This window comes from Mesorhizobium sp. L-8-3, from assembly GCF_016756615.1.
In the GTDB taxonomy this organism is placed as follows: Bacteria; Pseudomonadota; Alphaproteobacteria; order Rhizobiales; family Rhizobiaceae.
On record NZ_AP023262.1, the window covers coordinates 8,214,522 to 8,239,032 of the forward strand.

The window sequence follows — 24,511 nt, forward strand, 5'->3', positions numbered from 1 at the left end:
CGGGTTGAAGCATTGGCACGGGGCCTGCTGCCCGTCGGGAGACTTGAACATGACACAACATCAGAGGACGCTCGGTGTGGAGCCAGGGTCCGCACCGCTCTCGGCGCAGGAGCAGGTCGTCATCTATGAGGCGCGCCAGATCCTGCTGCGCTACCTCAGCCGGAATCCCGTCCTGTCATCCTGGCAGGCGGTGCTGGACTATTGCGCACTCACCATCCGTGGCGAAGTGGAGCGGTTTCATGTCCTCTATCTCGACCGGAAGAACCGGCTCATCTCGGATGAGTGCCTCTCCATCGGCACGGTCGATCACGTGCCGGTCTATCCCCGGGAAGTTCTGAGGCGGGCTCTGGCGCTCAACGCGACTGCGCTGATCATCGTTCACAACCATCCTGCCGGTGATCCTGAACCATCGCTTTCCGACATCGCGATGACCAGGGAAATCCAGAAGAGCTGCAAGGTTCTGGGCGTGACGCTGCATGACCACATCATCGTCGGTATCGGGCGCGAGGTGAGTTTGCGCGCCCGAGGCGAAATCTAGGTGCTTGTCGGACCCCTGGCGGTGCTCGGCTTTCTCCGCACACGGTTCCCGGAGCCGTGGCTTCCAGTCGCACAAGCCGGCCGCGCTGTCGCGGAGTGAGAGAGGGGCTCGGGTTTTCGCGACGGGTTGAAAGCGGAGAGAGAGGCTCTCGGCGCCCGTCGCGGAGAAAATATCATGGCGACCGCCAAGCAGAAGATCACCCTCAACGCCTCGCGCGACATCCCCTTCAACAAGCTGGTGCTGAGCCAGGCCAATGTCCGGCGCATCAAGAACGGACAGTCGATCGAGGACCTCGCGGCCTCCATCGCGCGGCGTGGACTCCTCCAGAGCCTCAACGTCCGGCCGGTGCTCGACGTCGAGGGCAACGAGACCGGAATGTTCGAGGTGCCCGCCGGCGGGCGCCGCTACCGCGCGCTCGAACTCCTGGTCAAGCAGAAGCGCATGGCCAAGACCGAAGCGGTACCCTGCGTCGTTTCCGACGCCAACAGCGCCGTGCCGATCGAGGAGGACTCGCTGGCCGAGAACTTCCAGCGCGAGGATCTCCATCCCCTCGACATGTTCCGGGCCTTCCAGACGCTCCACGACCAGGACGCCACGCACGAGGAAATCGCGGCGCGATTCTTCGTTTCGGCCACATTCGTGCAACAGCGCCTGCGCCTCGCCAAGGTCTCGCCGAAGCTGCTCGAGGTTTATGAGCAGGACGGCATGAGGCTCGACCAGCTCATGGCCTTCACCGTGACCGACGACCATGCGCGCCAGGAACAGGTGTGGGAAACGCTGCAGAATTCCTGGTCTCGGGAGCCGCACCAGATCCGGCGCATGCTGACCGAGACCTCAGTGCGCGCCAATGACCGCCGGGCGCTGTTCGTCGGTGTCGACGCCTATGTCGCCGCGGGCGGCATCGTGCTGCGTGACCTGTTCGAGGCCGACAATGGCGGCTGGCTGCAGGATCCGGCGCTGCTGGATCGCCTCGTCGGCGAGAAGCTGCGCGCGACCGCCGACGTGATCGCCGCCGAAGGCTGGAAGTGGATCGTGGTCGATGTCGACCTGCCCTATGGCCACGCGCAGGGTCTGCGCTCGCTGGCCGGTAGCTTCGTCGACCTGACCGACGAGGAGCGGGCCAGCCGAGAGGCGCTGCGCAACGAGTACGACGACCTCGAGGCTCAGTACGGCGAGGCAGACGAACTTCCCGATGAGGTAGATCGCCGCCTTGGCGCGATCGAGGAAGCGCTCGAACAGCTCGAAAACCGGCCGATGATTTACGAGCCGGCGGAAATCGCACGCGCCGGTGTTTTCGTAAGCATCGATCGCTGTGGCGACCTGATCGTCGATCGCGGCTATGTCCGGCCCGAGGACGAAGCGCCCGAAACGGACGACGGATATGGTAGCCAAGCCGAAGGCGGGACCGAGGGCGATGATGATGGCGCCGACCCCGCGGTTCGCCGGACCTCGATCACAATCGGTGCACAGCCGTCGGGGCCGGACGACGAGGATGAGGGCGACGCCATCAAGCCGCTGCCTGAGCGCTTGGTGATCGATCTCACAGCCCATCGCACGCTGGCGCTGCGCAATGCCGTCGCCAGTAACCCGCACGTCGCGATGACGGCGCTGCTGCACCGGCTGGTGCTCGACACGTTTGGTCAGCGCTGCTCGATCGGCTGTGTCGAGGCCTCGGTCCGCCACGTCCATCTCACCGCCCAGGACGCCGACGTCAAGGATAGCCCCTCCGCCAAGGCCGTCGCCGAACGTCACGAGGCCTGGAAGACCGACATTCCGTCCGGCAACGACGAGGCGCTGTGGACCTGGCTCGACGGCCTCGACGAAGCCAGCCGGCTGGCGCTGCTCGCCCATTGCGTCAGCTTCGGCATCAACGCGCTCTATGAGCGCATCAATCCTTACGGGGCCGGGGTGAGCCAGCAGGGCCTCGAGCAGCGTTTGCGCGAGGCGGATCGGCTCGCCCGTGTCACGGGTCTCGATATGTTCGATGCCGGCTGGCGGCCCACCGTCGCCAACTATCTCGGCCGCGTCACCAAGTCCCGCATCCTCGAAGCGGTGCGCGAAGGCGCGGGTGAGCGCGCGGCGCAACTCATCGATCACCTCAAGAAGGGCGAGATGGCCAAGGAGGCCGAGCGTCTGCTCGCCGACAGCGGCTGGCTGCCCGAGCCCCTGCGCCTCGCTGGCGACGAGCAGCCTGTGGCCGAACCCGGCGATGCCGATGGCGGCATACCGGCGCTGCCGGCATTCCTCGCCGGCGACGAGGAAGACACCTCCGCCGCCGAAGCCGGCGAGCCGGTGCAGCCGATCGCTGCCGAGTAACCCCCATCCCTAGGGCGGCTTCGGCTGCCCCCGCTCATCCCCCATCCGATGGCCCGGCGCCCTGCCGGGCCTCCTCGTTTCAGGAGATATCTTCAATGTCTGCCTCATTGATCTTCGACATCGTGCCGCTCGGGTCTCTGATCGCCTACTCGGACGGCACGCCGCGGCCGCCGGCCCGCTTCACCAGAAAGCTCGCGGCCTGGGAGCGCCGCAACGGCATCGGCCGGCTGGTCCGCAAGGAGCCGGCGCGCGAGCGACCGACCTATGTGTCCCCGCCCTGCTTCACGCTGCATGAGGGGACGTTCGGCCAGAATGGCATCATCCTCGTCTCGGTCATGCGGACTTACGGGATCGACAGCGATCTCAAATTCCGCGTGATCGAGCGTCCCGCCATCGGCCAGGTCCGCGTGCTGCAGACCGTTGGCGATGGTATCGAGCTGCTGCATCTAGCCGAGAGCCGCGAAGCCGCCGAGCTCTGGCTCACTCGAAACCGCCACGACAACGCTCGCATCGACGAGGTGACCGCCGACGAGGTCAGCGCCGATGCCGTCGAGGGACGGGCCGCGGCCTGACGGCGGCAATCGCATCAGCTTGGACGACGGATCGGACCGCCGTTCTCACCACCCCATCCAGACCAACCTGCCCGGACTCGAGCGAGCGCCGGCGGCTTGCTTTTGCGGAGACGCACCATGCCCGACTTCACCATCGAAGCGACGTACCACTTGCCGGTCTTCCGGCAGCGCACCTATTCGGCTGACACGCCCGAGGCGGCATGTCGGCTTGCAATCGAGGACAACGACTGGTCCGATCAAAAGGAGGACTACGAGTCTTCCGGCGAGACCTTCGTCACCGGCATCTGGCAAGGAGCCGATGCCGCTTATCGTGGTCCAATTGTGCCCGTACCCCCGCATTTCGAGGAAACGCTTCAGCGCCAGGCACGGCCCTTCGAAGTCCTGCTAGGCCTGCTCAAGATTCTCCTCGCCGATGCCGAAGCCCATCGGAGGACGGCCCCGGAATGGTTCGGCAAAGCCAAATGGGCGATCCAATTCGCCGAGGCCATTCTCGACGGCGCGCGCGGACCGGACGAACCGACTGGCGCGGGAGATGTCCCATGAGCATCCCCGGCCATGCCCGCGCGAATTTCCAAACCCTCCTGCGGGCCGCCGGCGACGGCAATCTCGCGCTGATGGAGTGCCTGGACACCGACACGGCGCAGCCGCGCTACGTGATCTGTGCCGTCGCTCGCGACGGCTCGGACTACGTGTGCACACCCTTCGGCCATCTCGCCGAGGGCAATCCCTACTACGCCTATCGGCCGCCCGATCCCAACGATCCGGATGCCTTCCTGCCGCGTGCAGAACCTGGCGACAAGGGATGATGGTCGCTCGCTGAACTCGACAAGCGCCCCGCCTGCCGGCCGGGCGCTTGTTTGATGTTGGCCTGCATGGGGCGGCCAAGAGGGAGAGGCAGGCCGGGACGGGTTCGAGCCGGCGCGGTCCAGAGAGAGCGCCGCCCGGCTCGGTCTCTCCTGCTCTCCGAGGTTCCCGTTATGACCCCGATCTTCGCATCCGCGGCGCTGCCCGCCGCCGCGCCGCTCCCGCTTGCCGGGCCCGCTGCCGCCGCCGTGTTTGCCGCCGCCGGCCTTCTCCTTCCCAATTTAGAACGCGGTGAACGCATCGACGCGCCGGCATTGCGCTCGGCGATGGAGTCCGCCTTCGGCGCCTCCGATGCCGCCGGCGCCTGGAACTGGAAGACGGCCTACGACGCCGGCGAGGCAGCCACCGTCCTGTTCCTGCGCAAATACGGAAAGGCGCTGTTCCGCAAAGCCGCATCTCCGGCACTCCGGCTTTCCGCCTTGTCGAAGATCGCTGGCCTCATGCCGACGCACACGCGCCGCTCCGAAGAGGGACAGGCCTTCCAGCAGTTCTCGACCCCGATCCCGCTCGGCCTCGTTGCGGCGACGGCGGCCGCCGTCATGCCAGGCGACCGCGTCCTCGAGCCCTCGGCCGGCACGGGCCTGCTCGCCATCCTCGCCGAGATCGCCGGAGGCGCGCTTCTCCTCAACGAGCTCGCCGAGATCCGCGCAGGCCTTCTCGCCTCTCTCTTTCCGGCTGTTCCCCTCACACGGTTTGATGCCGCCCAGATCGACGATCATCTCGATCCCGACGCAGTACCAAGCGTCGTTCTCATGAACCCGCCGTTCTCGGTGATGGCCAATGTCGAGGGGCGCGTCACTGACGCGGCCTTCCGCCATCTCGCCTCGGCGTTGGCGCGCCTCGCGCCCGGCGGGCGGCTTGTGACGATCACCGGTGCCAGCTTCGCGCCGGATAATCCAGCCTGGACGCCGGCCTTCACGCGCCTGCAGGAGCGCGGCCGTGTCGTCTTCTCCGCCGCGATCGACGGCGCCGTCTACGCCAAGCACGGCACGACTTTTCCCACGCGGTTGACCGTGATCGACAAGGTGCCGGCCGGCGATCCCGCCGTCTTTCCGAGCACGTTGGGTGTCGCTCCCGATACGGCCACGCTCCTGGCCTTGGTCCGCCAGCATGTACCGGCACGCATGCCGGTCGCGCTTCCGACTGTTCCGGCGGCAGCAGAGCCCGCCGCGCCGCGCACCGTTCGCGGCTATGTCGCCCGCGCCGCCAAGACAGCATCGCTGGCCCCGCTGGCCGAGCCCATAGGCGTCGAGCTCGCTTATGAGACCGTCGATTGGCGGCCGCACGAAAGCGCCAGCATCACAGATGCTATCTACGAGGCTTACGGATTGCAGGCGATCCGTATTCCCGGCGCTCAGCCGCATCCGACCCCGCTCGTGCAGTCGGCGGCAATGGCGAGCGTCACGCCGCCCAAGGCGAGCTATCGGCCGCGCCTGCCGCGCGACATCCTCGACCTGCTCTCCGACGCTCAGCTCGAGACTGTGATTTATGCCGGCGAGGCCCATTCGGAATTTCTCGCCGGTGCCTGGACGGTGGACGACACCTTTGATGTGGTCAGTGCAGCGCCAGAGGACGCCGACAACGCCGTCCGCTTCCGCCAGGGATTTTTCCTCGGCGACGGCACTGGCGTCGGCAAGGGCCGTGAGTCCGCCGCCATCATCCTCGACAACTGGATGCAGGGACGCCGAAAGGCGGTCTGGATCTCCAAGTCCGACAAGCTGATCGAGGACGCGCAGCGGGACTGGTCGGCGCTCGGCATGGAGCGGCTGCTGGTCACGCCGCTGTCGCGCTTCCCGCAGGGCAAGCCGATCACGCAGCCGGAAGGTGTCCTATTCACCACCTATGCCACGCTGCGCTCCGATGACCGCGGCGAGAACGTTTCGCGGGTCCGGCAGATCGTCGAATGGTTGGGCGCCGATTTCGACGGCGTGGTCGTGTTCGACGAAAGCCATGCGATGCAAAATGCCGTTGGCGCCAAGGGCGAACGGGGCGATGTCGCCGCCAGCCAGCAGGGCCGTGCCGGGCTGCGGCTCCAGCACGCCTTGCCGGGCGCGCGCATTCTCTACGTCTCGGCGACCGGCGCCACCACCGTCCACAATCTCGCCTATGCGCAGCGGCTTGGCCTTTGGGGCGGCGAGCATTTTCCGTTCTCGACCCGTGCCGAATTCGTCGAGGCGATCGAATCCGGCGGCGTCGCAGCAATGGAGGTGCTGGCCCGCGACCTCAGGGCGCTCGGCCTCTACACCGCCCGCTCGCTCTCCTTCGCCGGGGTCGAATACGAACTGGTCGAGCACGGGCTGACGCCCGAGCAGGTCCGCATCTACGACGCCTATGCCGGCGCCTTCGCCATCATCCATAACAACCTCGATGCGGCGATGCAGGCGGCTAACATCACCGGCAGCTCCGGCACGCTCAACGCTCAAGCCAAGTCGGCCGCCCGCAGCGCCTTCGAAAGCGCCAAGCAGCGCTTCTTCGGCCACCTGCTCACCAGCATGAAGACGCCGACCCTGATCCGGTCGATCGCGCGCGATCTGGAGGAAGGCCGCTCTGCCGTCGTCCAGATCGTCTCGACGGGCGAGGCGCTGATGGAACGGAGGCTGGCGGAGTTGCCGACCGAGGAATGGAACGACGTTCGCGTCGATATCACGCCGCGCGAATATGTCCTCGACTATCTCGCCCACTCCTTCCCGGTCCAGCTCTACGAGCCGTTCACGGATTCGGAAGGCAATCTCTCCTCGCGGCCGGTCTACCGCGACGGCCAGCCGGTCGAGAGCCGCGAGGCGGTCGCCCGACGAGACGAATTGATCGCCAGGCTCGCCAGCCTTCCGCCAGTGCCCGGCGCCCTCGACCAGGTCGTGCAGCATTTCGGGGTGGACGTCGTCGCCGAGGTCACCGGCCGCTCGCGCCGCATCGTGCGAAAGCCGGACGCTGCCTCAGGCGGCGATCGGCTCGTCGTCGAGACCCGCGCGGGCTCGGCCAACCTCGCCGAGACCCAGGCTTTCATGGACGATCAGAAGCGTGTTCTGGTGTTCAGCGATGCCGGCGGCACCGGGCGCAGCTACCACGCCGAACTCTCCGCGCGAAACACGCGGCTGCGCGTCCACTACCTGCTCGAGGCAGGTTGGAAGGCGGACACCGCCATCCAGGGCCTCGGCCGCACACACCGCACCAACCAGGCGCAGCCGCCGCTGTTCCGCCCGATCTCCACCAATGTGAAGGCCGAGAAGCGCTTCCTCTCGACCATTGCCCGCCGCCTCGACACGCTGGGCGCGATCACACGCGGCCAGCGGCAGACCGGCGGCCAGGGCCTGTTCCGGCCCGAGGACAATCTCGAAAGCCACTACGCGCGCGACGCCCTGCGCCGGCTCTACCTGCTCATCGTGCGCGGCAAGGTCGAGGGCTGCTCGCTCGATCGCTTCGAATCCGCCACCGGTCTCAAGCTGATGGACGCCAATGGCATCAGGGATGATCTGCCGCCGATCACGACTTTCCTCAACCGGATGCTGGCACTCACCATCGAGCTGCAGGGTGTGCTGTTCGACGCCTTCGAGCAATTGCTCGCGGCGCGGATCGAGGGCGCGATCGCGTCGGGCACCTATGATGCCGGCTTGGAGACGCTCACGGCCGAGAGCTTCGTCGTTACCGGCCGGGAGGTGATCTACACCCATCCGCGAACTAGGGCCGAGACCCGGCTATTGACCATCACCGAGCGCCGGCGCAACCGCCCTATGACGCACGACGCGGCGCTCGACCACCTCTCCGATCCGCGCGCCAAGCTCCTCGTCAACGAGCAGTCGGGACGCGCCGCGGTGCAGATTCCGACCACCAGCGTCATGCTCGACGATGGCGAGGTCGAGCGGCGGGTTCGCCTGATCCGACCGATGGAGGCCCAGAACCTGCCGCTCAAGGCAATGGGCGAGACCCGCTGGGTCGAGGCCGATCGCGACGCCTTCTCGTCGGCATGGCAGGCCGAACTCGCCGATGTGCCGGAATTTTCCGAAAGCGTGCTGCAAATGGTCACTGGGCTGTTGCTGCCGATCTGGAAGCGCCTGCCCAACGAGTCGACCCGGGTTTATCGGCTGCAGACCGATGCGGGCGAGCGCATCATCGGCCGCCGCGTCTCCCCGGCCTGGGCGGCCAACGCCACAACGACCGGTGTCGCCTCGCTCACGCCGGAGCAGGCCTTCGCGGCGCTGATGGACGGGCGGACCATCCTCGATCTCGCCGAGGGGCTCCAACTCCGCCGGGTGCGTGTCATGGGCGCCTGGCGTATCGAGTTGACCGGCTTCACGGACACAATGCGCGAGCGGCTCACCACCTACGGGCTCTTCCACGAGATCATTTCGTGGAAGCTCAGGATGTTCGTGCCGACCGACGCCAATGGCGTCGCTGTGCTCGAACGCGTGCTCGGCCGCTACACGATCGACCGGGTCAGCGAGCGGGAGGCCGCCTGATGCCCCGCCGCGATGCCGCCGATCTTGCCCATCGTCTCGGTGCCCATGCCGAGGCGGTGTGCCGACACTATCTTTCCAACGGGCGCCGCTCCGGCAATTACTGGCAGGTCGGCGACGTCCGCAACGCGCCGGGCCGCTCAATGTTCGTCCGGCTTCGGCACTCGCCGAAGGGACCGCCGGGCAAGTGGACCGACGCCGCGACCGGAGAGCACGGCGATCTGCTCGACGTCATCCGCGAGAGCATGGGTCTCGTCGACTTCAAGCAGGTTGCCGACGAGGCGCGCGCCTTTCTTGCATTGCCCCGAGCTGAACCAGAACCGCGTTCTGCGCATGGCAAAGTCACTCCCGTTCCGGCCGGATCGCCTGAAGCCTCGCGACGGCTCTTCGCCATGTCACAGTCGATCCATGGCACTCTCGCGGAGAGGTATCTGTGTGGACGCGGCATTACGACTCTGCACGGAACCGGATCACTCCGATTCCACCCGCGCTGCTACTATCGCCCCGAGGACCATGGACCGACCGAGACCTGGCCGGCCATCATCGCCGCGGTCACCGATCTCAGGGGTCAACAGACCGGCGCACACCGCACCTGGCTCGATCCCGGCGGCAATGCCAAAGCGCCGATCGACACCCCCCGTCGCGCCATGGGCGACCTTCTCGGTCACGCCGTCCGTTTCGGCGTTCCGACGAGCGTGATGGCGGCCGGCGAAGGCATCGAGACGACGCTGTCGCTCCGATGCGCCTTGCCCGACATGGCGATGGCCGCGGCGCTCTCGGCCGCGCATCTCGCCGCCGTCCTGTTCCCGCCGACCCTGCGCCGCCTCTATGTCATCCGCGACAATGATCCGGCCGGCGACGGCGCCCGCGACACCCTGGCCGAGCGGGCGCGGGAGGCCGGGATCGAGGCGATCGTGCTGACGCCGGAGCTCGGGGACTTCAACGACGACCTCCGCCACTTCGGCCTCGAGGCACTTCGGGGAGCGATCGCTGAACAACTCATGCGCCGGGACCGCTGCCGCTATCTCAAGCGGGCGGCATGAGCCGGGAGGGGACGGGTTGGGTCCGGCGCCGGCTGCATCGTTGGAGGGCGACCCGGCGGGCGAGAGCCGCGACCTGGCCTTCGAGAGGGCGATCGGGCCCACAAGCGGGCCGGCCAGGCAATGGCGGCGGCCGACTATTTTCCGGCGGCGTACCACTGCTGGCGAAAGCCAGCAACGAGAGGCGACGCCTTTCCATCGCGAGGCAAAGTAGTCGGCCTCTGCCATCCTCCGCTTACGCTCCGGCCCTCCGCTTCGCTCCAGGTGTCGGGCCGTCCCGCTTGTGGGTTTTCGTCGCCGTGAAGGCCGCGAGGGTCGCGGTCCAACCGACGGGAGCATCCCCATGAGCGAGCACAACGACACCGAACCCCACCACGCATCGTCCCCGACAGAGCATGTCCTCACCGAACTTCAGCTCCATGGCTGGCGTCCCTTTGCCGACGAACCCGATCCGCGACCGCTGCCCGACGGCGATCACGTGGCCGGAGGGGTGGCCGACATCTTCGACGCCCTGATCGCCACCCTCGCCGATACGCGCCTCGAACCCGACCTCGACGACCTGCTCTGGTCCGTCACCAACGTCTTCCACCGCGCGGTGCTGCGGATCGAGCGGCAACTCGACGACAACGAGCAGGCGCAGCGCCGCCTGCAGCGGGAACAGGACGGCACCGAGGTCAAGGCGGTCGAACTCGAGAACCTCACCGCTCAGGGCCAAACCATGCTCGAACGGCGCGACGCCTTCGAACTCATGCGCGATCAGGCCGCTGACCACTACGAGCAGCACACCGGCTCCGCCTGGCGGCCACGCTCCGGGTCGATGGTCAATCACCGCCACCTGACCTCGGCGACGATCGACAGCCGCGATTTCCTCGCCGCCCGGCGCAAGGCCGACAGCGAGGTCCTGCTCCCCGCCGGTCCGAAAATCGCCCTCACCGGCGGCCTCGACTTCAACGATCACCACCTCGTCTGGGAGGTGCTCGACAAAGTCCACGCCAAGCATCCCGACATGGTGCTGATCCACGGTAAGTCACCCAGAGGCGCCGAACTGATCGCGGCCAAGTGGGCCGACAACCGCAAGGTCCCGCAGATCGGCTTCGCTCCGGATTGGGAGAAGCACGGCCGGGCCGCGCCGTTCAAGCGCAACGACGCAATGCTCGACATCCTCCCCATCGGGGTCATCGTCTTCCCGGGCACGGGCATCCAGGACAACTTCGTCGACAAGGCGAGGAAGCTCGGCATCAATGCCTACGACTTCCGCAAGAAGGACGGCGCGTAAGCGCCGTCCCCACCATCACCGATACGACAAGTGCAATTGCGCCACGCGCTCGCTGCGCTATATTTCAACTCGCGCCGCGGTGGTGGTGGAGGCGCGACCGTTCGACATCGTCCACGGAGACCACCACCATGATCATCATCGGCATTCTCGTATCCCTCGCCGGCATCATCGCGCTCTGCTGGCTGCTCTTCAATCTCGCCGTCTTCGCGCTCCCTTTGTTCGCCGGTATTTCCATCGGTTTCTGGGCGAACAGCACCGGGGCCGGTGGCCTCGGCGGCGTTATCGTCGGTGCGCTTGCCGCGGCAGCAACCTTCGGCCTCTTCCAGATTCTGTCGCTCGTGGTACGGCCTGTGTGGCTGAAGCTGCTCGTGCTGCTGGTCTTTGTCGCGCCGGCAGTCCTCGCCGGCTACCACGCCACCTTCGGCATCGTGAAGCTGACCATGCCGTCCGAGACCTGGCAGGTCGCTTTTGCCGTTGCCGGCGCCATCGCGGTCGGCGTCACGGCCCTCATGCGTCTCACAAGGATGGCCCCGCGCGGACCAGCCGGGCAGAATGTCCTGCGAGCCTCGTGAAGCCAGCGACCGGACGGGACGGAGCAGACCGACGTTGAGCCCCACACCTTCCTCCTCTCGAAGGTGGGTGAAGCGCACGTGTGATCAGGGCGACTCATCGCGTTCGGGGAGCCCGTGCCGTGCCGCGCTGTCGTCCATTGCCCGCTCCAGCACTGACATCAGCGTGATGCCGAGAACGCGTAGTGTGGGGTCGGCGTTTCACCGCTCGGGCGATGGCGATGGGGACAGGGGCTTGCTTCGGGCGCAGGGAGACAAATCCCGCAGGTGAACCCCGTCAGACGGTCCCAGACACGCGAGGACGCCAGAGCAGTTCTCCCGGTTCCTTCCAACTTCAAGACCGCTCCAGTACGGCCTCTTTCCCTGGCTTGATCTGTCCGAAGGCCGGCTTCGCCTCGATCGCCTAAGGCGCAACAGCGCCGTCAAAACTATCTTCCCCTCCCGGCCAGGGCCGGGTTCCTCGCGAGTCAAGATAGTTCCTCCTCCGCTGTCGGGCCCCTTTCGGGATGCGCCGTCAATCGCCTTCGGCCGGACGATCGCCATCGAGGCCGCATGGTGCGGGCTCGAGCCAGAAACCAAGGAGAACTACCATGGCCACCATCGGCACCTTCAAGAAGACCGCCAACAACGAATTCACCGGCGAAATCGTCACCCTCTCGGTCCAGGCCAAGAACGTCCGCGTCACCCCCGACACCCGCGCCAGCGGCGAGAACGCCCCCAGCCACCGGGTCTTCGTCGGCCGAGCCGAGATCGGCGCCGCCTGGAGCAAGCAGTCCAACGAGGGCCGTCCCTACCTGGGCTTCAAGCTCGACGACCCCAGCTTCACCGCCCCGATCTACGCCAACCTGGTCGAGGACGAGGACGGCGAGAGCTACAGCCTCATCTGGTCCCGCCCGACCCGCCGCAACGGCGAATGAGGTTCCAGAACCACCCCGCCCGGCTGGTCCGGGCGGGCTTCAATTGCTGCTGCCAGACGTGGACCGGCGCCGAGGCGCGCCGCGTTCCGGGCGCTTCAACAGGTCGGACGCCTCGACGCCGAGCACCTTGGCCAGGCTGTCCACGACATCGATACCGGCCGCATAGACGCATCGCTCGAGCGAACTGATATAGGTCCGATCGATGCCGGCGCGGTGCGCCAGTTCCTCTTGCGACAAGCCCCGCGCACGCCGATAGGTCTTCAGATTGTGGGCCAGTATCTCTCGTATCTCCATACACGAGAGGACACGGCCTTGTAGAGAATTCTGCCACGGAGTATTCTCTACAACATGATGAGCGAGCAGAGGCGCGAGAGTGAGACCCGGCGATCACTGTCACGGACGTTTGATCAGGACTGCCGCATCGACCCCGAGCGCTTCTGCGATCCGACCCAGGACCGTGACGCTCGCCGACTTGTTCGCCCGCTCGATCGCGCCGATATACCGCGCACTGAGACCGGCGCGATCCGCCAACTCTTCCTGCGTCATGCTCTTGTCATGGCGTATCCGACGCAGGTTGACCGCCATGACCTCCTTGAGGTCCATGGCGGAACGAGAACCAGCATAGGAACGATCGTTCTAGGAACGATAGTTCCGATTCGATGAGATGCGTGATACTCACCCGATTCCAACCGTCTCGTTGTTCCCGATTAACAAGGTCCCTGTCTCTCGATATATCTCTACTGCTGGGGAGATTGCCTACATGACATCATCCGAGTTCCTCGACGCTCCGCCACAGAGTGAGGAGTTGACGGACTACGATCGACTGCACATGAAGGACTATATGCGCGTGCTCGATGCGGCGACCGATGGCGCCGACTGGCGGGAAGCGGTCGCCGTGATCTTCGGCATTGACCCAGACGCCGATCCGGAGCGGGCGCGACGTGTTCACGACAGTCATCTCGCCCGGGCGCGCTGGATGACCGAACACGGCTACCGCAAGCTGCTTCACGGGAAACCGCTATAGTACGCCGCGGTGCGCCCCAGGCATCGCCCGGTGCTTTCTCAAACTCTTCCCAAATCATCAAATTTCGCAAACGTTGCCGCCCCCACGTTGCGGTAACGAGGAAACAAGATGAGGCCTGATACCTCCCGCTGGCGTTCTCCCGAGACCTACGACTATCTGGACGCCCTCGACCCTCCCGACCTGGCCTGGGAATGGCTCAGGCGCAATTCCGAGTACCAGCGAGACTACGCGCGCGCCGACGACCCTTCAGCGCAGCATGAGCTACACCAGAGATGGGGCTTGCAGTTTTTTCGTCCCGCCGTCGCTGAATGCTGGCGAGGGTTCAGTGTTCTGGTCCGCCGAGGCGGACACGAGCGCCGTGCTGCTCACGCAGTCGCCCATCATGCTGCCGACGGCCGGCAATCTCTCTTCCGAACTGCGCGATCCAGCCGCGCGGTCGGACGACCAGGGCGAGCATATGCTGCTGAGGGCCGGCGGGCAGGCCATCCGGCTGCTGAGGGTTTCCGGCGCGCCGGCCGATACGCCGCTCGCCGCGCTCGTGCCGCTTGACGCAGACGGTCACGACCGGATCGAAGCGATCGAGCGATTGCTGCGTGCCTTGCAGGGGCGCTCGATTCCCCCTGATCGCCGTTTGACGCCTCAGCAGAAGCGCCGCCAGCGGCAGATGCTGCGGGCGACCGACGGACACATGAACGGCGCCAGCTATCGCGAGATCGCCATCGTCATGTTCGGTGCCCGCCGCGTCGCGGCCGATCCATGGAAGACATCGAGCCTGCGGGCAAGTGTCATCGGGCTCGTCAAGGGCGGCCGCGCCATGATTGCGGGTGGCTATCGTCAGCTTCTGCGTCATCGCCACAAAGACTAGCCCGGATCGACCCTACAGCGGGGTGAGGATTTTCGCCCCCGAACTTCCTCATCCCCCTTCGTTCCCCGTCTTCGCCACCGTGGTCTCCACCCGCCGGCCGTCACCGGCGGCCTGATCGAATTCGCGGAGACCCGCTCATGACTTCCAACGCCGCCGGCATGCCGCCGCGTTACCTTAGAACCCCCGAGGCCGCCCGCTTCCTCGGCCTCTCCGATCGCACGCTCGAAAAGCATCGCACCTACGGCACCGGCCCCGCCTACCGCAAACTGGGCGGACGCGTCGTTTACGCGCTCGAGGATCTCCAGGCCTGGGCCGACCGCGGCACCAAGACTTCGACCTCTGATCCCGGCGTCGGCACCGTCCATCCGGCCCGCCGTCTCAACGCTCGCTGAGCGGTGGTCCCCATGACGACATCATCGCGCAGGCGCAGCGAGCGCGCCCAACTTGATCCCTTCGACGCGCTCTCCGGCCACGTGCCGCCGCGCGACCAGCGCGATCTCATGGCGCATCCCTTCTTCTCCCTGTCGAAGTCGCGCCGCGTCGCGCCGATCCACTACAAGGCCGGCGGCGTCGAATTGCAGGTTTATGCAGTCGCCGAGCACGGCATGGCGACGATCTGGGATGCCGACGTTCTGATCTGGGCCGCGAGCCAGATCCTCGCCGCCCAAGATCGCGGCCTTCCCACCTCTCGCTTCTTCCGCTTCACGCCCTACCAGCTCCTCAACGGCATCGGCCGCAGCACCGGCGCGCGCAGCTATTTCCTCATCAAGGGTGCGCTCACCCGGCTGCAATCGACCGTTATCCGCACCACCATCCGCCAAGGCGAGCATTGGCGCCGCCAGCAGTTCTCGTGGATCAACGAATGGGAGGAGTTGGCGACGCGCGGCGGCCGCGTCGAGGGCATGGAGTTCGTCCTGCCCGAATGGCTCTACCAGGGCATCGTCGACCGGCGGCTAGTCCTCGCCATCGACCCGAACTACTTCCGGCTCACCGGCGGCATTGAACGCTGGCTTTATCGCATCGCCCGCAAGCACGCAGGGCACCAAGCCGGCGGCTGGCGCTTCGATCTCAAGCATCTCCATGTCAAGAGCGGCTCGCTGGCGCGCTATTCGGATTTCGCCCTCGATCTGCGCGCCGTCGCGCGCCATCAGCCGCTCCCCGGCTATCTGCTTGCAATCGAACGCGCGCCTGGCGCGAGCGAACTTCTCCACATCCGCCCTGTGGAAAAGCTGTGCGCAACTTCGCCAACTATCCGTACTTCAGGCGCATCCGGTATCCGTACATCAGGCGCAAACCCATCCGTACATCAGGCGCACGGAACTCAGCTAAGCCTTTGGCCGGCTGAGCGGAATCGTGCCCGTAAAGACTCTAAAGAGGAATCTAAATCTTATTATTTGGATGCCGGTTCTGGGGATAATTCCCTCCTTTCCGGCCCTTCCCGTCGGGAGCGCGGCCGATGATCATCGCGCTCCTCAACCAGAAGGGCGGCGTCGGCAAGACGACGCTCGCGCTCCATCTCGCCGGAGAATGGGCGCGCCGCGGCCGGCGCGTCACCCTGGTCGACGCCGACCCGCAAGACTCGGCCCTCGACTGGTCGCAGCAGCGCAGCCGCAGTGGCGCGCCGCGCCTGTTCGGCGTCGTCGGCATGGCGCGCGACACGCTACATCGTGAGGCACCGGAACTCGCCCGCGATGCCGATCACGTCGTCATCGACGGACCGCCGCGCGTCGCCGGGCTGATGCGCTCGGCGCTTCTCGCCGCCGACCTGGTGCTGATTCCGGTTCAGCCTTCCCCTCTCGACGGCTGGGCTTCGGCCGAGATGCTGGCGCTCCTCTCCGAGGCGCGCATCTACCGGCCGCAGCTCGCCGCCCGCTTCGTCCTCAACCGGTGCGCCGCGCGCACGATCATCGCGCGCGACACCGCCGAGACGCTCGCAGATCACGATCCGCCGGTGCTTGCGGCCGCGATAGGCCAGCGCGTCGTCTTCGCCGCGGCGGCGCAGTCCGGCCAGCTCGTCGGCGAGATCAACGACGACAGTCCGGCCGCGCATGAGATCGCCGCGCTCGCGAGCGAGATCGAGCGGCTCCGCATCGGAACGGTCGCATCATGAGCGGCCGGACCTCCTCGCGGAGCTTCGCCGCACGGCCCGGCGACGCCGATCGCTGGATCAAGTCGGCCGACGCGTCGCCGGCGCGTGGGGCGACGGCCGCATCCGGCTTCACCGCACGCCTCACCATCGACGTCACGCCCGAGTTGCGCGGCCGCATCAAGGTCGCCGCCTTCCAGCGCGGCGTGACCGTTGCGGACATGCTGCGCGATCTCTTGGCCCGCGAGTTTTCTTCCGACAAGGGAGACGCCGGATGACCCAGCGCTCGTCGCTGCCGCTCAGCATCCAGCCCACGGTCGACGGGCCGCCGCCCTTCACCACGTTGGTCGAACTGACCTGGCGCGAGAAGCGGATCGAATTCTGGATCCGCTTCGGCCACCAGACCTACGAGCAGGTCCTGGACCGCCACCGGCGCGTCGTCGGGTTCGCACCCGGCACGGTGTTCGCCTTCGTCCGCTGGGCCGCCAACGACTACGGTACGGTGCTCTCGCGCATCGACATCGTGCGCGCCGTCGATCGTGGAGAGCCGTTCCAGACGCTACCCTTCGTGCGTCCCGGCGGCGACATCCTGCTCAAGGTCGATACCTGGCCGAAGGTCGCGCGAGTGCTCGAGCACATCGACACCATTGACGCGCAGGGTATCGATCCCTGCGAGGTGCCGGCCGACCACTGGCGTCACGTCCATCACCGGATCGCCGCCGGCGTCGTGCCGCACCCCTACACTGCCGAGCGCCACGCCGCATGGCTGAAGCGCCGGAGCGCCGAGCCATGAGCCGCACGGCGATCATCCTCGCCACGCTCGTCTCGAGCGCGCTGGCTGCTGAACCGGTGTGGCGCGATGACAGACCGGCGTTCATCTGGAATGCGTCCGCCAGCGTGCCGATCGGGCTCTACCGGCTCACGCCGGTGAGCCGCATCGAGGTGGCCGATCTTGTCGTCGTCGACCCGCCCGAGCCGCTCGAAGCCTTCCTCGCCGAGCGCGGCTATCTCCCACGCGGCGTGCCGCTGCTCAAGCGCGTGCTCGCCATGGCCGGCGACAAGGTTTGCCGGTACGGCCGGACAGTCATCGCCTTCGACCATGCTTATGGCGAGGCACGCGACCGCGACAGCCGTGGCCGGCCGCTGCCCGTCTGGCAGGGCTGCCGGACGCTCGCCGAGGGCGAGGTCTTCCTCATGAACTGGGACGCGTCGGACAGTTTCGACGGCCGGTACTTCGGGCCACTCCCATCAAGCTCCATCACCGCCCGCGCTCTGCCGCTCTGGACCAACGAGGCCGGCGACGGCCGCTTCCACTGGCATGTCGGGGAGCCGCCCGACGCGCCCTGACATCCCTTTCAACCGCCAGCAAGAGGAGCTTCCCATGGCACAGATCGGTCAGTTCACCCGCACCCAGTCGGGCTACTCCGGGCGCATTCGCACGCTTTCGCTCGACCTCGCCCTCGTCTTCGTTTCGACCGACAATGCCGATGTCGAGAACACGCCCGACTACCGCATCCGCCTCGGTGACGAGGACGGGGTCGAGATCGGCGCGGGCTGGCTGCAGACCGGCGACCGCGCCGGCGCTTACATCTCGGTCGTCCTCGATGATCCTTCCCTTGCGCAGCCGATCCGCGCGCGCCTGTTCCAGTCGGACGAGAGCGGCCGTGACTGGGGTCTGCACTGGACGCGGCCCAGGAGGCGCGACGAACAGGACAAGGTTCAGGACTGACCGATGCGCTCGGTCCGCATCCGACGCGCCATGTGCCGGCACGGCTTCGGCTGCAGTACGGTCCTCCTTCTCCTTTCCGGCCTGCCGATACTTGCGCCTGCGCTACCCGTGCAGGCGCAGGACGCGCCGCTCGCACAGCCGACAAATGACGCGCGCTTCGCGTCCTACATCGCAGAGGCGTCGCTTCGTTTCCGCATCCCGGAAGACTGGATTCGAGCCGTGCTTGCCGCCGAGAGCGCGCACGACAGGCGCGTCGTCTCGTCGGCCGGTGCGATGGGCCTGATGCAGGTCATGCCGGACACCTGGGCCGAGCTGCGGGCGCGTCACCGGCTGGGCAATGACCCATTTGATCCACGTGACAACATCCTCGCCGGCACCGCCTACCTGCGCGAGATGCTCGATCGCTACGGCAGCATCGGCGGAATGCTCGCCGCCTACAATGCGGGTCCCGGGCGCTACGACGAATATCTCGCGACCGGTCGCCCGCTGCCGGCCGAGACCCGTGAATATGTCGCCGCGCTCGCGCCGATCCTCGGCGGCAAGCCGCTGCCCGACGGTGGCGCGACGGCCGCGCCACGGCCGGCCGACTGGCGCGAGGCGCCGCTCTTCGTCGCGCCGCCGACTGGCGGCGCTCCCGTCGGTCGGCCGCAGCCCGACAGCAGCGTGACGGCGGATTCGCTGCAGCGCGAGGATGCGATATCGCCGTCCTCAGAGAACATTTTCGTCGCGCGCTCCGGACCGGGAGCACCGCAATGAGCACGTATCCATCCCATCGGATCGTGGCGAACAAAAGCGGGTCATGGAGGGGACGCGGCCGGGAACCCGCAACAACAACCGCACGATGGCAGGATAAAGGGCTGCGAGGTGCGCTGCGGTCGGGGTGTTTTGTTTCAACGACTTGTGCGACATTTCTGCGATGTGCGCCTCCGTCGCCTACATCGCGGCGAGAGCGTTTCACGCGCCATTTCAGCAGCTTGCTGCGATGTGCAGTGCCGCGGCCATGAGCGACGAACGTGAGTTCCGCGTCCGCCCTGGCCGCATCCGATCGAGCAAGGCGCAGCGAGCGCGGCCCTTCATCGCCCAGGCGCTCACCGCCGCCCAGAAGGCCGGCGGATCGATCTCCCGGAAGGGGAGGATCGGTCCCGGCAATCGCTCGCGCTTCGGGCGTGGGCAGCGGGCGGCGGTGCAAGCCAATCGCCTGCTCACCGCGCGCTCACGCGGCGCGGTGATCAAGGCGCGGGTGGTGCGCATGAACCAGCGTGGCGGCAACCTGCCCAACCATCTCTCCTATCTTCGCCGCGACGGCGTCACCCGGGACGGGGAGAAGGCGAAGCTCTTCGGTCCCGGTACCGAGGATGCCGATGCCGAGGGTTTCGCCGATCGTTGCAAGGACGACCGCCACCATTTCCGGTTCATCGTCTCGCCCGACGACGCTCTTGAGATGGCCGACCTACGAGCGTTCACCCGCGATCTCGCCGAGCAGATGGAGAAGGATCTCGACACCAGGCTCGACTGGGTGGCGGTCGATCACTGGAATACCGAGCATCCACATGTTCATTTGATCGTGCGCGGCGTGCGCGACGATGGCGAGAACCTCGTCATCTCCCGCGACTACATCAAGGAGGGCATGCGCGACCGCGCGCGCGATCTCATCACACAGGAGCTCGGTCCGCGCACCGATCAGGATATCCGGCGCGCGCTGCAGCGCGAGGTCGAGGCGGAGCGCTGGACCAGTCTCGACCGGCAGCTCAAGCGCGACGGGATGAAGAGCGGCATCATTGACCTCGCGCCATACGCTGGCGAGCGGCCGGACGAGTATCATGCGCTCAAGGTCGGGCGCCTGCGCACGCTCGAGATCTCCGGCGTCGCGCATCAGGTCGGCCACGGCCAATGGTTCCTGTCCGAGGATGCGGAAGCGACGATGCGCCAGATGGGCGAGCGCGGCGACATCATCAAGCGCATGCACCGCGCGCTCACGGAGCGCGGCATCGACCGCGGCGCGGCGAGCTTCGTGCTGGCCGGCGAGAGCATTGACGATCCGGTCATCGGGCGCCTGGTCGATCGCGGCCTCGACGACGAACTGAACGGAACCGCCTATGTCGTGATCGACGGGGTCGACGGCCGCACCCACCACATCAGGCTGCCCGACCTCGACGCCGCTGGCGACAGCTCGCCGGGCTCGATCGTCGAACTTCGCAAGTTCGAGGATGCGCGTGGCCGGCAGAGTATGGCGATTGCCGTTCGCTCTGACCTGCCAATCGAGAGTCAGGTCTCGGCGGCCGGCGCCACCTGGCTCGACCGGCAGGCGGTCAGCCGCGATCCGACCGCGCTCGGCGAGGGCGGCTTCGGCAGCGAGGTGAAGGAGGCGCTCGACCGCCGCGCCGAGCACCTGATTGAGGAAGGTTTCGCCCAACGCCAAGGAAGCCGCGTGATCTTCGCGCGCAGGCTTATCGACACGTTGCGACGCCAAGAGCTCGAGGCGCTCGGCGACAAATTAGCGACCGACCTCGGCCGGCCCTTCAACAAGGCGGCAACGGGAGAGTTCGTTGCCGGCACCTACCGCCAGCGCTTCACATTGGTATCAGGCAGGTTCGCGATGATCGACGATGGGCTTGGCTTCCAACTTGTGCCCTGGAGCCCTGCGCTCGAGAGGAAGCTCGGCCAGCATGTCTCCGGTGTCGCCCGCGGTGACACCGGTGTCGATTGGAGCTTCAGCCGCAAAAGGGGCTTGGGCCTGTAGCTGGCTGTAAGCCTCAACGGGCTCGACATTCCGGCATCCCACTTTCTGACAAGGCGTGAAGTGGAAGTAGTGGCGCCTAACCGGCAGGCGGCGGCAGGAGGTCAAGACAGGTGGTATTGCCGGCCACGGCCAGGAAGTTGATGGCCTCCGCGATCTTAGCAGCCGTACTCGCGTCGCCGGTTGACAGCCCGGCCAGGAAGATCGTCCGCAATTTTTGGGGCTGAGCACCGAGTTCCATGACTTCAACGTGACTGTTTCTGATCAATGCGGCAATCGTCTGTGCCGCCCGAACTGGCTGATCGGAGGAGAAGTCCGCCAGCCTGTCGATCAGGTTGTAGGTTTCTCCGGGCGAGTACCCCGCGTTTGAGGCGGCAATGGTTTGTTGCATGAGCCAGTCCGGCTCGATGCCGCGCTGGTAGTAGAACTGACCGATGGCGCCGATCTCTCTTCGAAATGTGTCACGCTCTGCCGCCGAGCCGGTGGCCGCTGCAAGCCGGCGATCCCAATAGCTGCGCGCGCGAAGCCGCTTCTCTTTGGGCAATGACGCATCGGGCAGCGCGAGTTGACTGCCCAGGAACCACATGGCCTGCTGTCTGGCCTCGACTGGAGCCGTGTTCCAGAAGAGCTCATAGACATCTTCCGGCAGGGCATTGAAAATGTAGAGTATGACCAGATAGTGCGAGAGCCTCTCGGTGAGGTGCGTCCGGTCCCCACCACGCACCTGCTGGCGGAGCCGGTCGATCTCCATGCGGTAGCAGTCGCTCATTTCCCCGGCGAGCCATTGCAGGGGCCCATGATCCATCTGGATGTGTGAAAGCCACGCGGCATCTCGGAGATCGGCGTCCGAGGTTTGGAAAAGCTCCCCAACTTTTGCGGTCAGAAAGGGGGCGGCGAAATAGCTTAGCCAGGCGAGGTACCGTCCGATGATCGCTCGGGGTATTCGCGCGGCAGGATCGACTCGTGCCGTCTCTGCTTCAAGGATTTCACCGATCTCTGGAAGAGAACGGAGGGCGTTGGCAGGATCCTTGCCGACCTCTGTTTCGGGGTTCTTGCTCAGCCAGAAGATCAGGCGGATGTAGAGTTCAAGGGCCGCCCCACGCGACGTCGATTGGGCGCCGAAGTAGACCTGGCGCGCGTAAGTCTCCTCAAAACCTTCGACGTCAGGTTGCGCCGGCGAGCTATGGTAGTAGGCCTGGACCTGTGAGCGGACCTCGTCCGCCAGCTCGAACGCAATGCCCTCCTTGCCCAAGGCCAGTCCAGCGGAAAGCAGCTCCATTCCTTCCATCCGCACCCGCCTCCAGTCGTGGTCGTCGCCCTCGAGGCCAGACGTCGAAGGTTGATCGGTCCGCGACGCAAGTGGCCCAGTGAGGCCGAGTATCCCATGCCAGTTGACGGAGCTCTTGTTGCGCACGGCGGCGGTCAGGCCCTCGAGTATCCGGCGAGCATAAATGGCCGGAACTGCCAGGAACTTGGCAGCGCTCTCGGAATAGGTGGGCGCGTTCTGTTCGGCCGCCTGCCGCAGTTGCTGGCCAAGGGCCGTGACTGTTTGCTTCTTGTCTTCTGCAGAAGGGCGCCAATCATCGAGGAAAGCCACAACGTCGTCGATTGGGCGGGTGGCGAACTCTGCAGGCCCGAGCGGACTAACATCCGGCTCGTGCATCTCGCGAACCCACGCCTCGGGGTCTCCGCTGCGCTCTACTTCGTCCCGGCGGTCGGCAGGCAGCACATCTCGCCAGAACCAGAGCACATCCCGAACCATCGACCCTTCGAATCGACGTTTTTCCTCGTCACCGGGCTCCCGTCCCTCGTGTCGTGAAAAACGTTCGGTCCACCTCGACAGGTACCGAGAGGGAAGGCCGTCCACTATGTCCAGAATGGCTCTCTGGGACTCTGGAGGGAGATTGGGAAACCACGCCAAGGCGAGCTGTCCATATTCGGCGCTGCACCACGTCTCGCCAATCAAACCAGGGTCCGTCAGGTTGGAAGCGGCAAGATCGGGCACCGCGCCGGGATTGAGCGCCAGTACGTGAAGCCGTATGCGGATGAATAGACGGGCGGAGTATCGCGATATCTGCGCAAGCACCGCCGGAAGCTGGTCAGGTTGAGCGGCGTCTATGAGCTTCGTCGAGCGAACGACCTCGCCCATTAGGGCCTCCACCACTGTATGCTTCGGCCCATATTCGCTGATGTCTCGGGACATGTGGTAGGAGTAGTCGCCTGGCGGGTCGTCGATCACGCGACGCTCAATGCGAAGCGCCGCATCCAGGAACTCACAAAGCAGACCGACCAGGTCAGGGCCTAGGCGCGCAGCACACGCCCTGACGTCCTCTGGCAGGAAATGCTCATACATGTGCTGACTGAACAGCGTCGTCAGCTTCCCGTCATCGGAGAACACCCTATATAACGAGCGCATCAGGCGAAGGGCGGCATCCAGCTGCCCGGCGTCGGCGAGGCTCTTGATCAGCTTGTGCAATCCCGACGACATGGGCACGCGCGTGGGCCGGGCGAGCCAACTTTCGACGACGTCGAGCAGATCTGCTGCTTCGGCGGCCGGTAGGGAAGCGAGTGCCTCCGCTCCGTTCCATTGCACGTCGAGGTCGTCTGAACCCTTCGTTTCCTTGAGGGCATTCGCGACGGTTTTCCTGACTGAAGGATCTGTCGCAGCAGCCATCCTAGTCAGGTAGCCACCTGCCGGCCAATGCTGCAAACGCAACCCATCGTCGAGATCATCGAGACTGAGCCGAGGTGGCGCAAGCAACTTGTGGTCGGAAAGGGGATCGAGCCAATCCGGAGTTTCGAGACGCTGGAAGAAGTAGGCCAGAAGAGGAAGGGCGCCGGGAATTTCGCACGACAGCGCTTTCACCGCTGCTCGGCGGTCCGGCATGGCGAGCAGTTCGTCGATACGCCGCACGTAGGCCGCATACTTACCCTGAAGCGCGATCATGAGACCGCGAACCGTCACATCGAACGGTGCTTGCCATTCGGAACGGAACTGCGCGTCGACCTCGAGCGATTGATGGAGCTCGCGCCCGTAATGTGCCCTGCCATGAATTCCCATGATGGATTTCCACGAGCGCGCAATGTCTCCATCTGGAGCGAGGCCGAGCGTTACGACGATCCGTTCGATCTGGTCGCGATGACTAAGCTTTGGCGCCAGAGCTGAGACGGCTCGGTTGGCGGCGGCCGCGTCGTATCCAAGCCCTCTCAAGGCGGCGTTTGCCTGCTGGAGGCGCTCCTGCTCTTGGGAAGAAATGACCAGGGTGAGGTCTGCGGGCGTAGCGAGGAGCTGGCGGAGAACAGCCTCGATCTCCCTGATGGCGTGTCCGGCCAGGGGCACTGAGACGCGCAGAGGAAGCCCGCCTCCAGCGAGACGACAGAAGTCGACGTATCGGTCGGCAATTCGCTTGCCGAGCAGGCGCTGCAGCAGCGCGGCCGTGTTCCGCTGTTCGTCGGAGATATCCGGAGGAGGAAGCTCCTCGGCCATGCGCGTCGATCCCGTTGAAAACCCTCTTATACTCGCCGTC

The 24,511-nt window shown here is 66.0% G+C and carries 24 protein-coding genes and 1 pseudogene; 22 read left to right on the forward strand and 3 right to left on the reverse strand.

All coding sequences use genetic code 11. The features are described from left to right. Positions 1-49 precede the first annotated feature (49 nt). From JN302_RS37675 to JN302_RS37720, 10 genes are all read left to right on the forward strand, one after another. Positions 50-538: a JAB domain-containing protein gene (locus tag JN302_RS37675; protein WP_202331007.1), complete on the forward strand. Its 489-nt coding sequence runs from the start codon at positions 50-52 to the stop codon at positions 536-538. Positions 539-712: 174 nt separating this feature from the next. After that, positions 713-2,854 (forward strand): ParB/RepB/Spo0J family partition protein, encoded by a 2,142-nt coding sequence (locus JN302_RS37680; protein ID WP_202331008.1) that lies wholly within the window; start codon positions 713-715, stop codon positions 2,852-2,854. 95 nt (positions 2,855-2,949) lie between these two features. Then, entirely contained in the window at positions 2,950-3,426 is a 477-nt protein-coding gene (locus JN302_RS37685) for a hypothetical protein (RefSeq protein ID WP_202331009.1), read from the forward strand. A 117-nt stretch (positions 3,427-3,543) separates the two neighbouring features. Next, a complete protein-coding gene (locus JN302_RS37690) occupies positions 3,544-3,969 on the forward strand; it encodes a hypothetical protein (RefSeq protein ID WP_202331010.1) in 426 nt (141 codons plus the stop codon). Continuing rightward, on the forward strand, positions 3,966-4,232 hold the full coding sequence (locus JN302_RS37695; protein WP_202331011.1) for a DUF6117 family protein: 267 nt from the start codon (positions 3,966-3,968) through the stop codon (positions 4,230-4,232). The genes JN302_RS37690 and JN302_RS37695 overlap by 4 nt, the downstream gene beginning before the upstream one ends. A gap of 171 nt (positions 4,233-4,403) precedes the next feature. Then, positions 4,404-8,744: a strawberry notch-like NTP hydrolase domain-containing protein gene (locus JN302_RS37700; protein ID WP_202331012.1), complete on the forward strand. Its 4,341-nt coding sequence runs from the start codon at positions 4,404-4,406 to the stop codon at positions 8,742-8,744. Continuing rightward, entirely contained in the window at positions 8,744-9,784 is a 1,041-nt protein-coding gene (locus tag JN302_RS37705) for a DUF7146 domain-containing protein (protein WP_202331013.1), read from the forward strand. Before JN302_RS37700 ends, JN302_RS37705 begins: the two co-directional genes overlap by 1 nt. Positions 9,785-10,124: 340 nt before the next feature. Further along, on the forward strand, positions 10,125-11,057 hold the full coding sequence (locus JN302_RS37710) for a DUF2493 domain-containing protein (protein WP_202331014.1): 933 nt from the start codon (positions 10,125-10,127) through the stop codon (positions 11,055-11,057). A gap of 128 nt (positions 11,058-11,185) precedes the next feature. Beyond that, entirely contained in the window at positions 11,186-11,629 is a 444-nt protein-coding gene (locus JN302_RS37715; RefSeq protein WP_202331015.1) for a hypothetical protein, read from the forward strand. 587 nt (positions 11,630-12,216) lie between these two features. Beyond that, the gene (locus JN302_RS37720) at positions 12,217-12,543 is read left to right on the forward strand and encodes a DUF736 domain-containing protein (RefSeq protein ID WP_202331016.1); all 327 of its coding nucleotides are present in this window, start codon (positions 12,217-12,219) and stop codon (positions 12,541-12,543) included. Positions 12,544-12,582: 39 nt separating this feature from the next. Here JN302_RS37720 and JN302_RS37725 read toward each other — a convergent pair whose 3' ends face one another. After that, positions 12,583-12,837 (reverse strand): helix-turn-helix domain-containing protein, encoded by a 255-nt coding sequence (locus JN302_RS37725; protein WP_202331017.1) that lies wholly within the window; start codon positions 12,835-12,837, stop codon positions 12,583-12,585. A gap of 99 nt (positions 12,838-12,936) precedes the next feature. Further along, entirely contained in the window at positions 12,937-13,146 is a 210-nt protein-coding gene (locus JN302_RS37730) for a helix-turn-helix domain-containing protein (protein WP_202331018.1), read from the reverse strand. Positions 13,147-13,303: 157 nt separating this feature from the next. On the opposite strand from JN302_RS37730, the gene JN302_RS37735 reads away from it, so the two are divergent. From JN302_RS37735 to JN302_RS37785, 12 genes and pseudogenes are all read left to right on the forward strand, one after another. Further along, positions 13,304-13,567, forward strand: a complete 264-nt coding sequence (locus JN302_RS37735; RefSeq protein WP_202331019.1) for a DNA -binding domain-containing protein — start codon at positions 13,304-13,306, stop codon at positions 13,565-13,567. A 108-nt stretch (positions 13,568-13,675) separates the two neighbouring features. Beyond that, positions 13,676-13,843 (forward strand): annotated as a pseudogene (locus tag JN302_RS39520) (transcriptional regulator domain-containing protein); the annotation flags it as partial. A gap of 49 nt (positions 13,844-13,892) precedes the next feature. Next, positions 13,893-14,432 carry a DUF2285 domain-containing protein gene (locus JN302_RS37740; protein WP_244846133.1) on the forward strand — a complete coding sequence of 180 codons (540 nt, stop codon included), beginning with the start codon at positions 13,893-13,895 and terminating at the stop codon, positions 14,430-14,432. 137 nt (positions 14,433-14,569) lie between these two features. Next, positions 14,570-14,824 (forward strand): helix-turn-helix transcriptional regulator, encoded by a 255-nt coding sequence (locus JN302_RS37745; protein ID WP_202331021.1) that lies wholly within the window; start codon positions 14,570-14,572, stop codon positions 14,822-14,824. Positions 14,825-14,836: 12 nt separating this feature from the next. Then, positions 14,837-15,892 (forward strand): replication initiator protein A, encoded by a 1,056-nt coding sequence (locus tag JN302_RS37750; RefSeq protein ID WP_202331022.1) that lies wholly within the window; start codon positions 14,837-14,839, stop codon positions 15,890-15,892. Continuing rightward, entirely contained in the window at positions 15,889-16,542 is a 654-nt protein-coding gene (gene parA / locus JN302_RS37755) for a ParA family partition ATPase (protein ID WP_202331023.1), read from the forward strand. Before JN302_RS37750 ends, parA begins: the two co-directional genes overlap by 4 nt. Continuing rightward, positions 16,539-16,796: a ribbon-helix-helix protein gene (locus JN302_RS37760; protein WP_202331024.1), complete on the forward strand. Its 258-nt coding sequence runs from the start codon at positions 16,539-16,541 to the stop codon at positions 16,794-16,796. Before parA ends, JN302_RS37760 begins: the two co-directional genes overlap by 4 nt. After that, positions 16,793-17,311 (forward strand): DUF2840 domain-containing protein, encoded by a 519-nt coding sequence (locus JN302_RS37765; RefSeq protein ID WP_202331025.1) that lies wholly within the window; start codon positions 16,793-16,795, stop codon positions 17,309-17,311. The genes JN302_RS37760 and JN302_RS37765 overlap by 4 nt, the downstream gene beginning before the upstream one ends. Then, positions 17,308-17,865 (forward strand): S26 family signal peptidase, encoded by a 558-nt coding sequence (locus tag JN302_RS37770; protein WP_202331026.1) that lies wholly within the window; start codon positions 17,308-17,310, stop codon positions 17,863-17,865. The genes JN302_RS37765 and JN302_RS37770 overlap by 4 nt, the downstream gene beginning before the upstream one ends. 34 nt (positions 17,866-17,899) lie before the next feature. After that, positions 17,900-18,247 (forward strand): DUF736 domain-containing protein, encoded by a 348-nt coding sequence (locus tag JN302_RS37775; protein WP_202331027.1) that lies wholly within the window; start codon positions 17,900-17,902, stop codon positions 18,245-18,247. Between the two features lie 3 nt (positions 18,248-18,250). Further along, entirely contained in the window at positions 18,251-19,003 is a 753-nt protein-coding gene (locus tag JN302_RS37780; protein ID WP_202331028.1) for a lytic transglycosylase domain-containing protein, read from the forward strand. Between the two features lie 244 nt (positions 19,004-19,247). Next, positions 19,248-20,987: a relaxase/mobilization nuclease domain-containing protein gene (locus JN302_RS37785; protein ID WP_202331029.1), complete on the forward strand. Its 1,740-nt coding sequence runs from the start codon at positions 19,248-19,250 to the stop codon at positions 20,985-20,987. A 76-nt stretch (positions 20,988-21,063) separates the two neighbouring features. Here the strand turns inward: JN302_RS37785 and JN302_RS37790 are convergent, their stop codons facing one another. Further along, entirely contained in the window at positions 21,064-24,471 is a 3,408-nt protein-coding gene (locus tag JN302_RS37790; protein WP_202331030.1) for a hypothetical protein, read from the reverse strand. Positions 24,472-24,511: the final 40 nt, after the last annotated feature.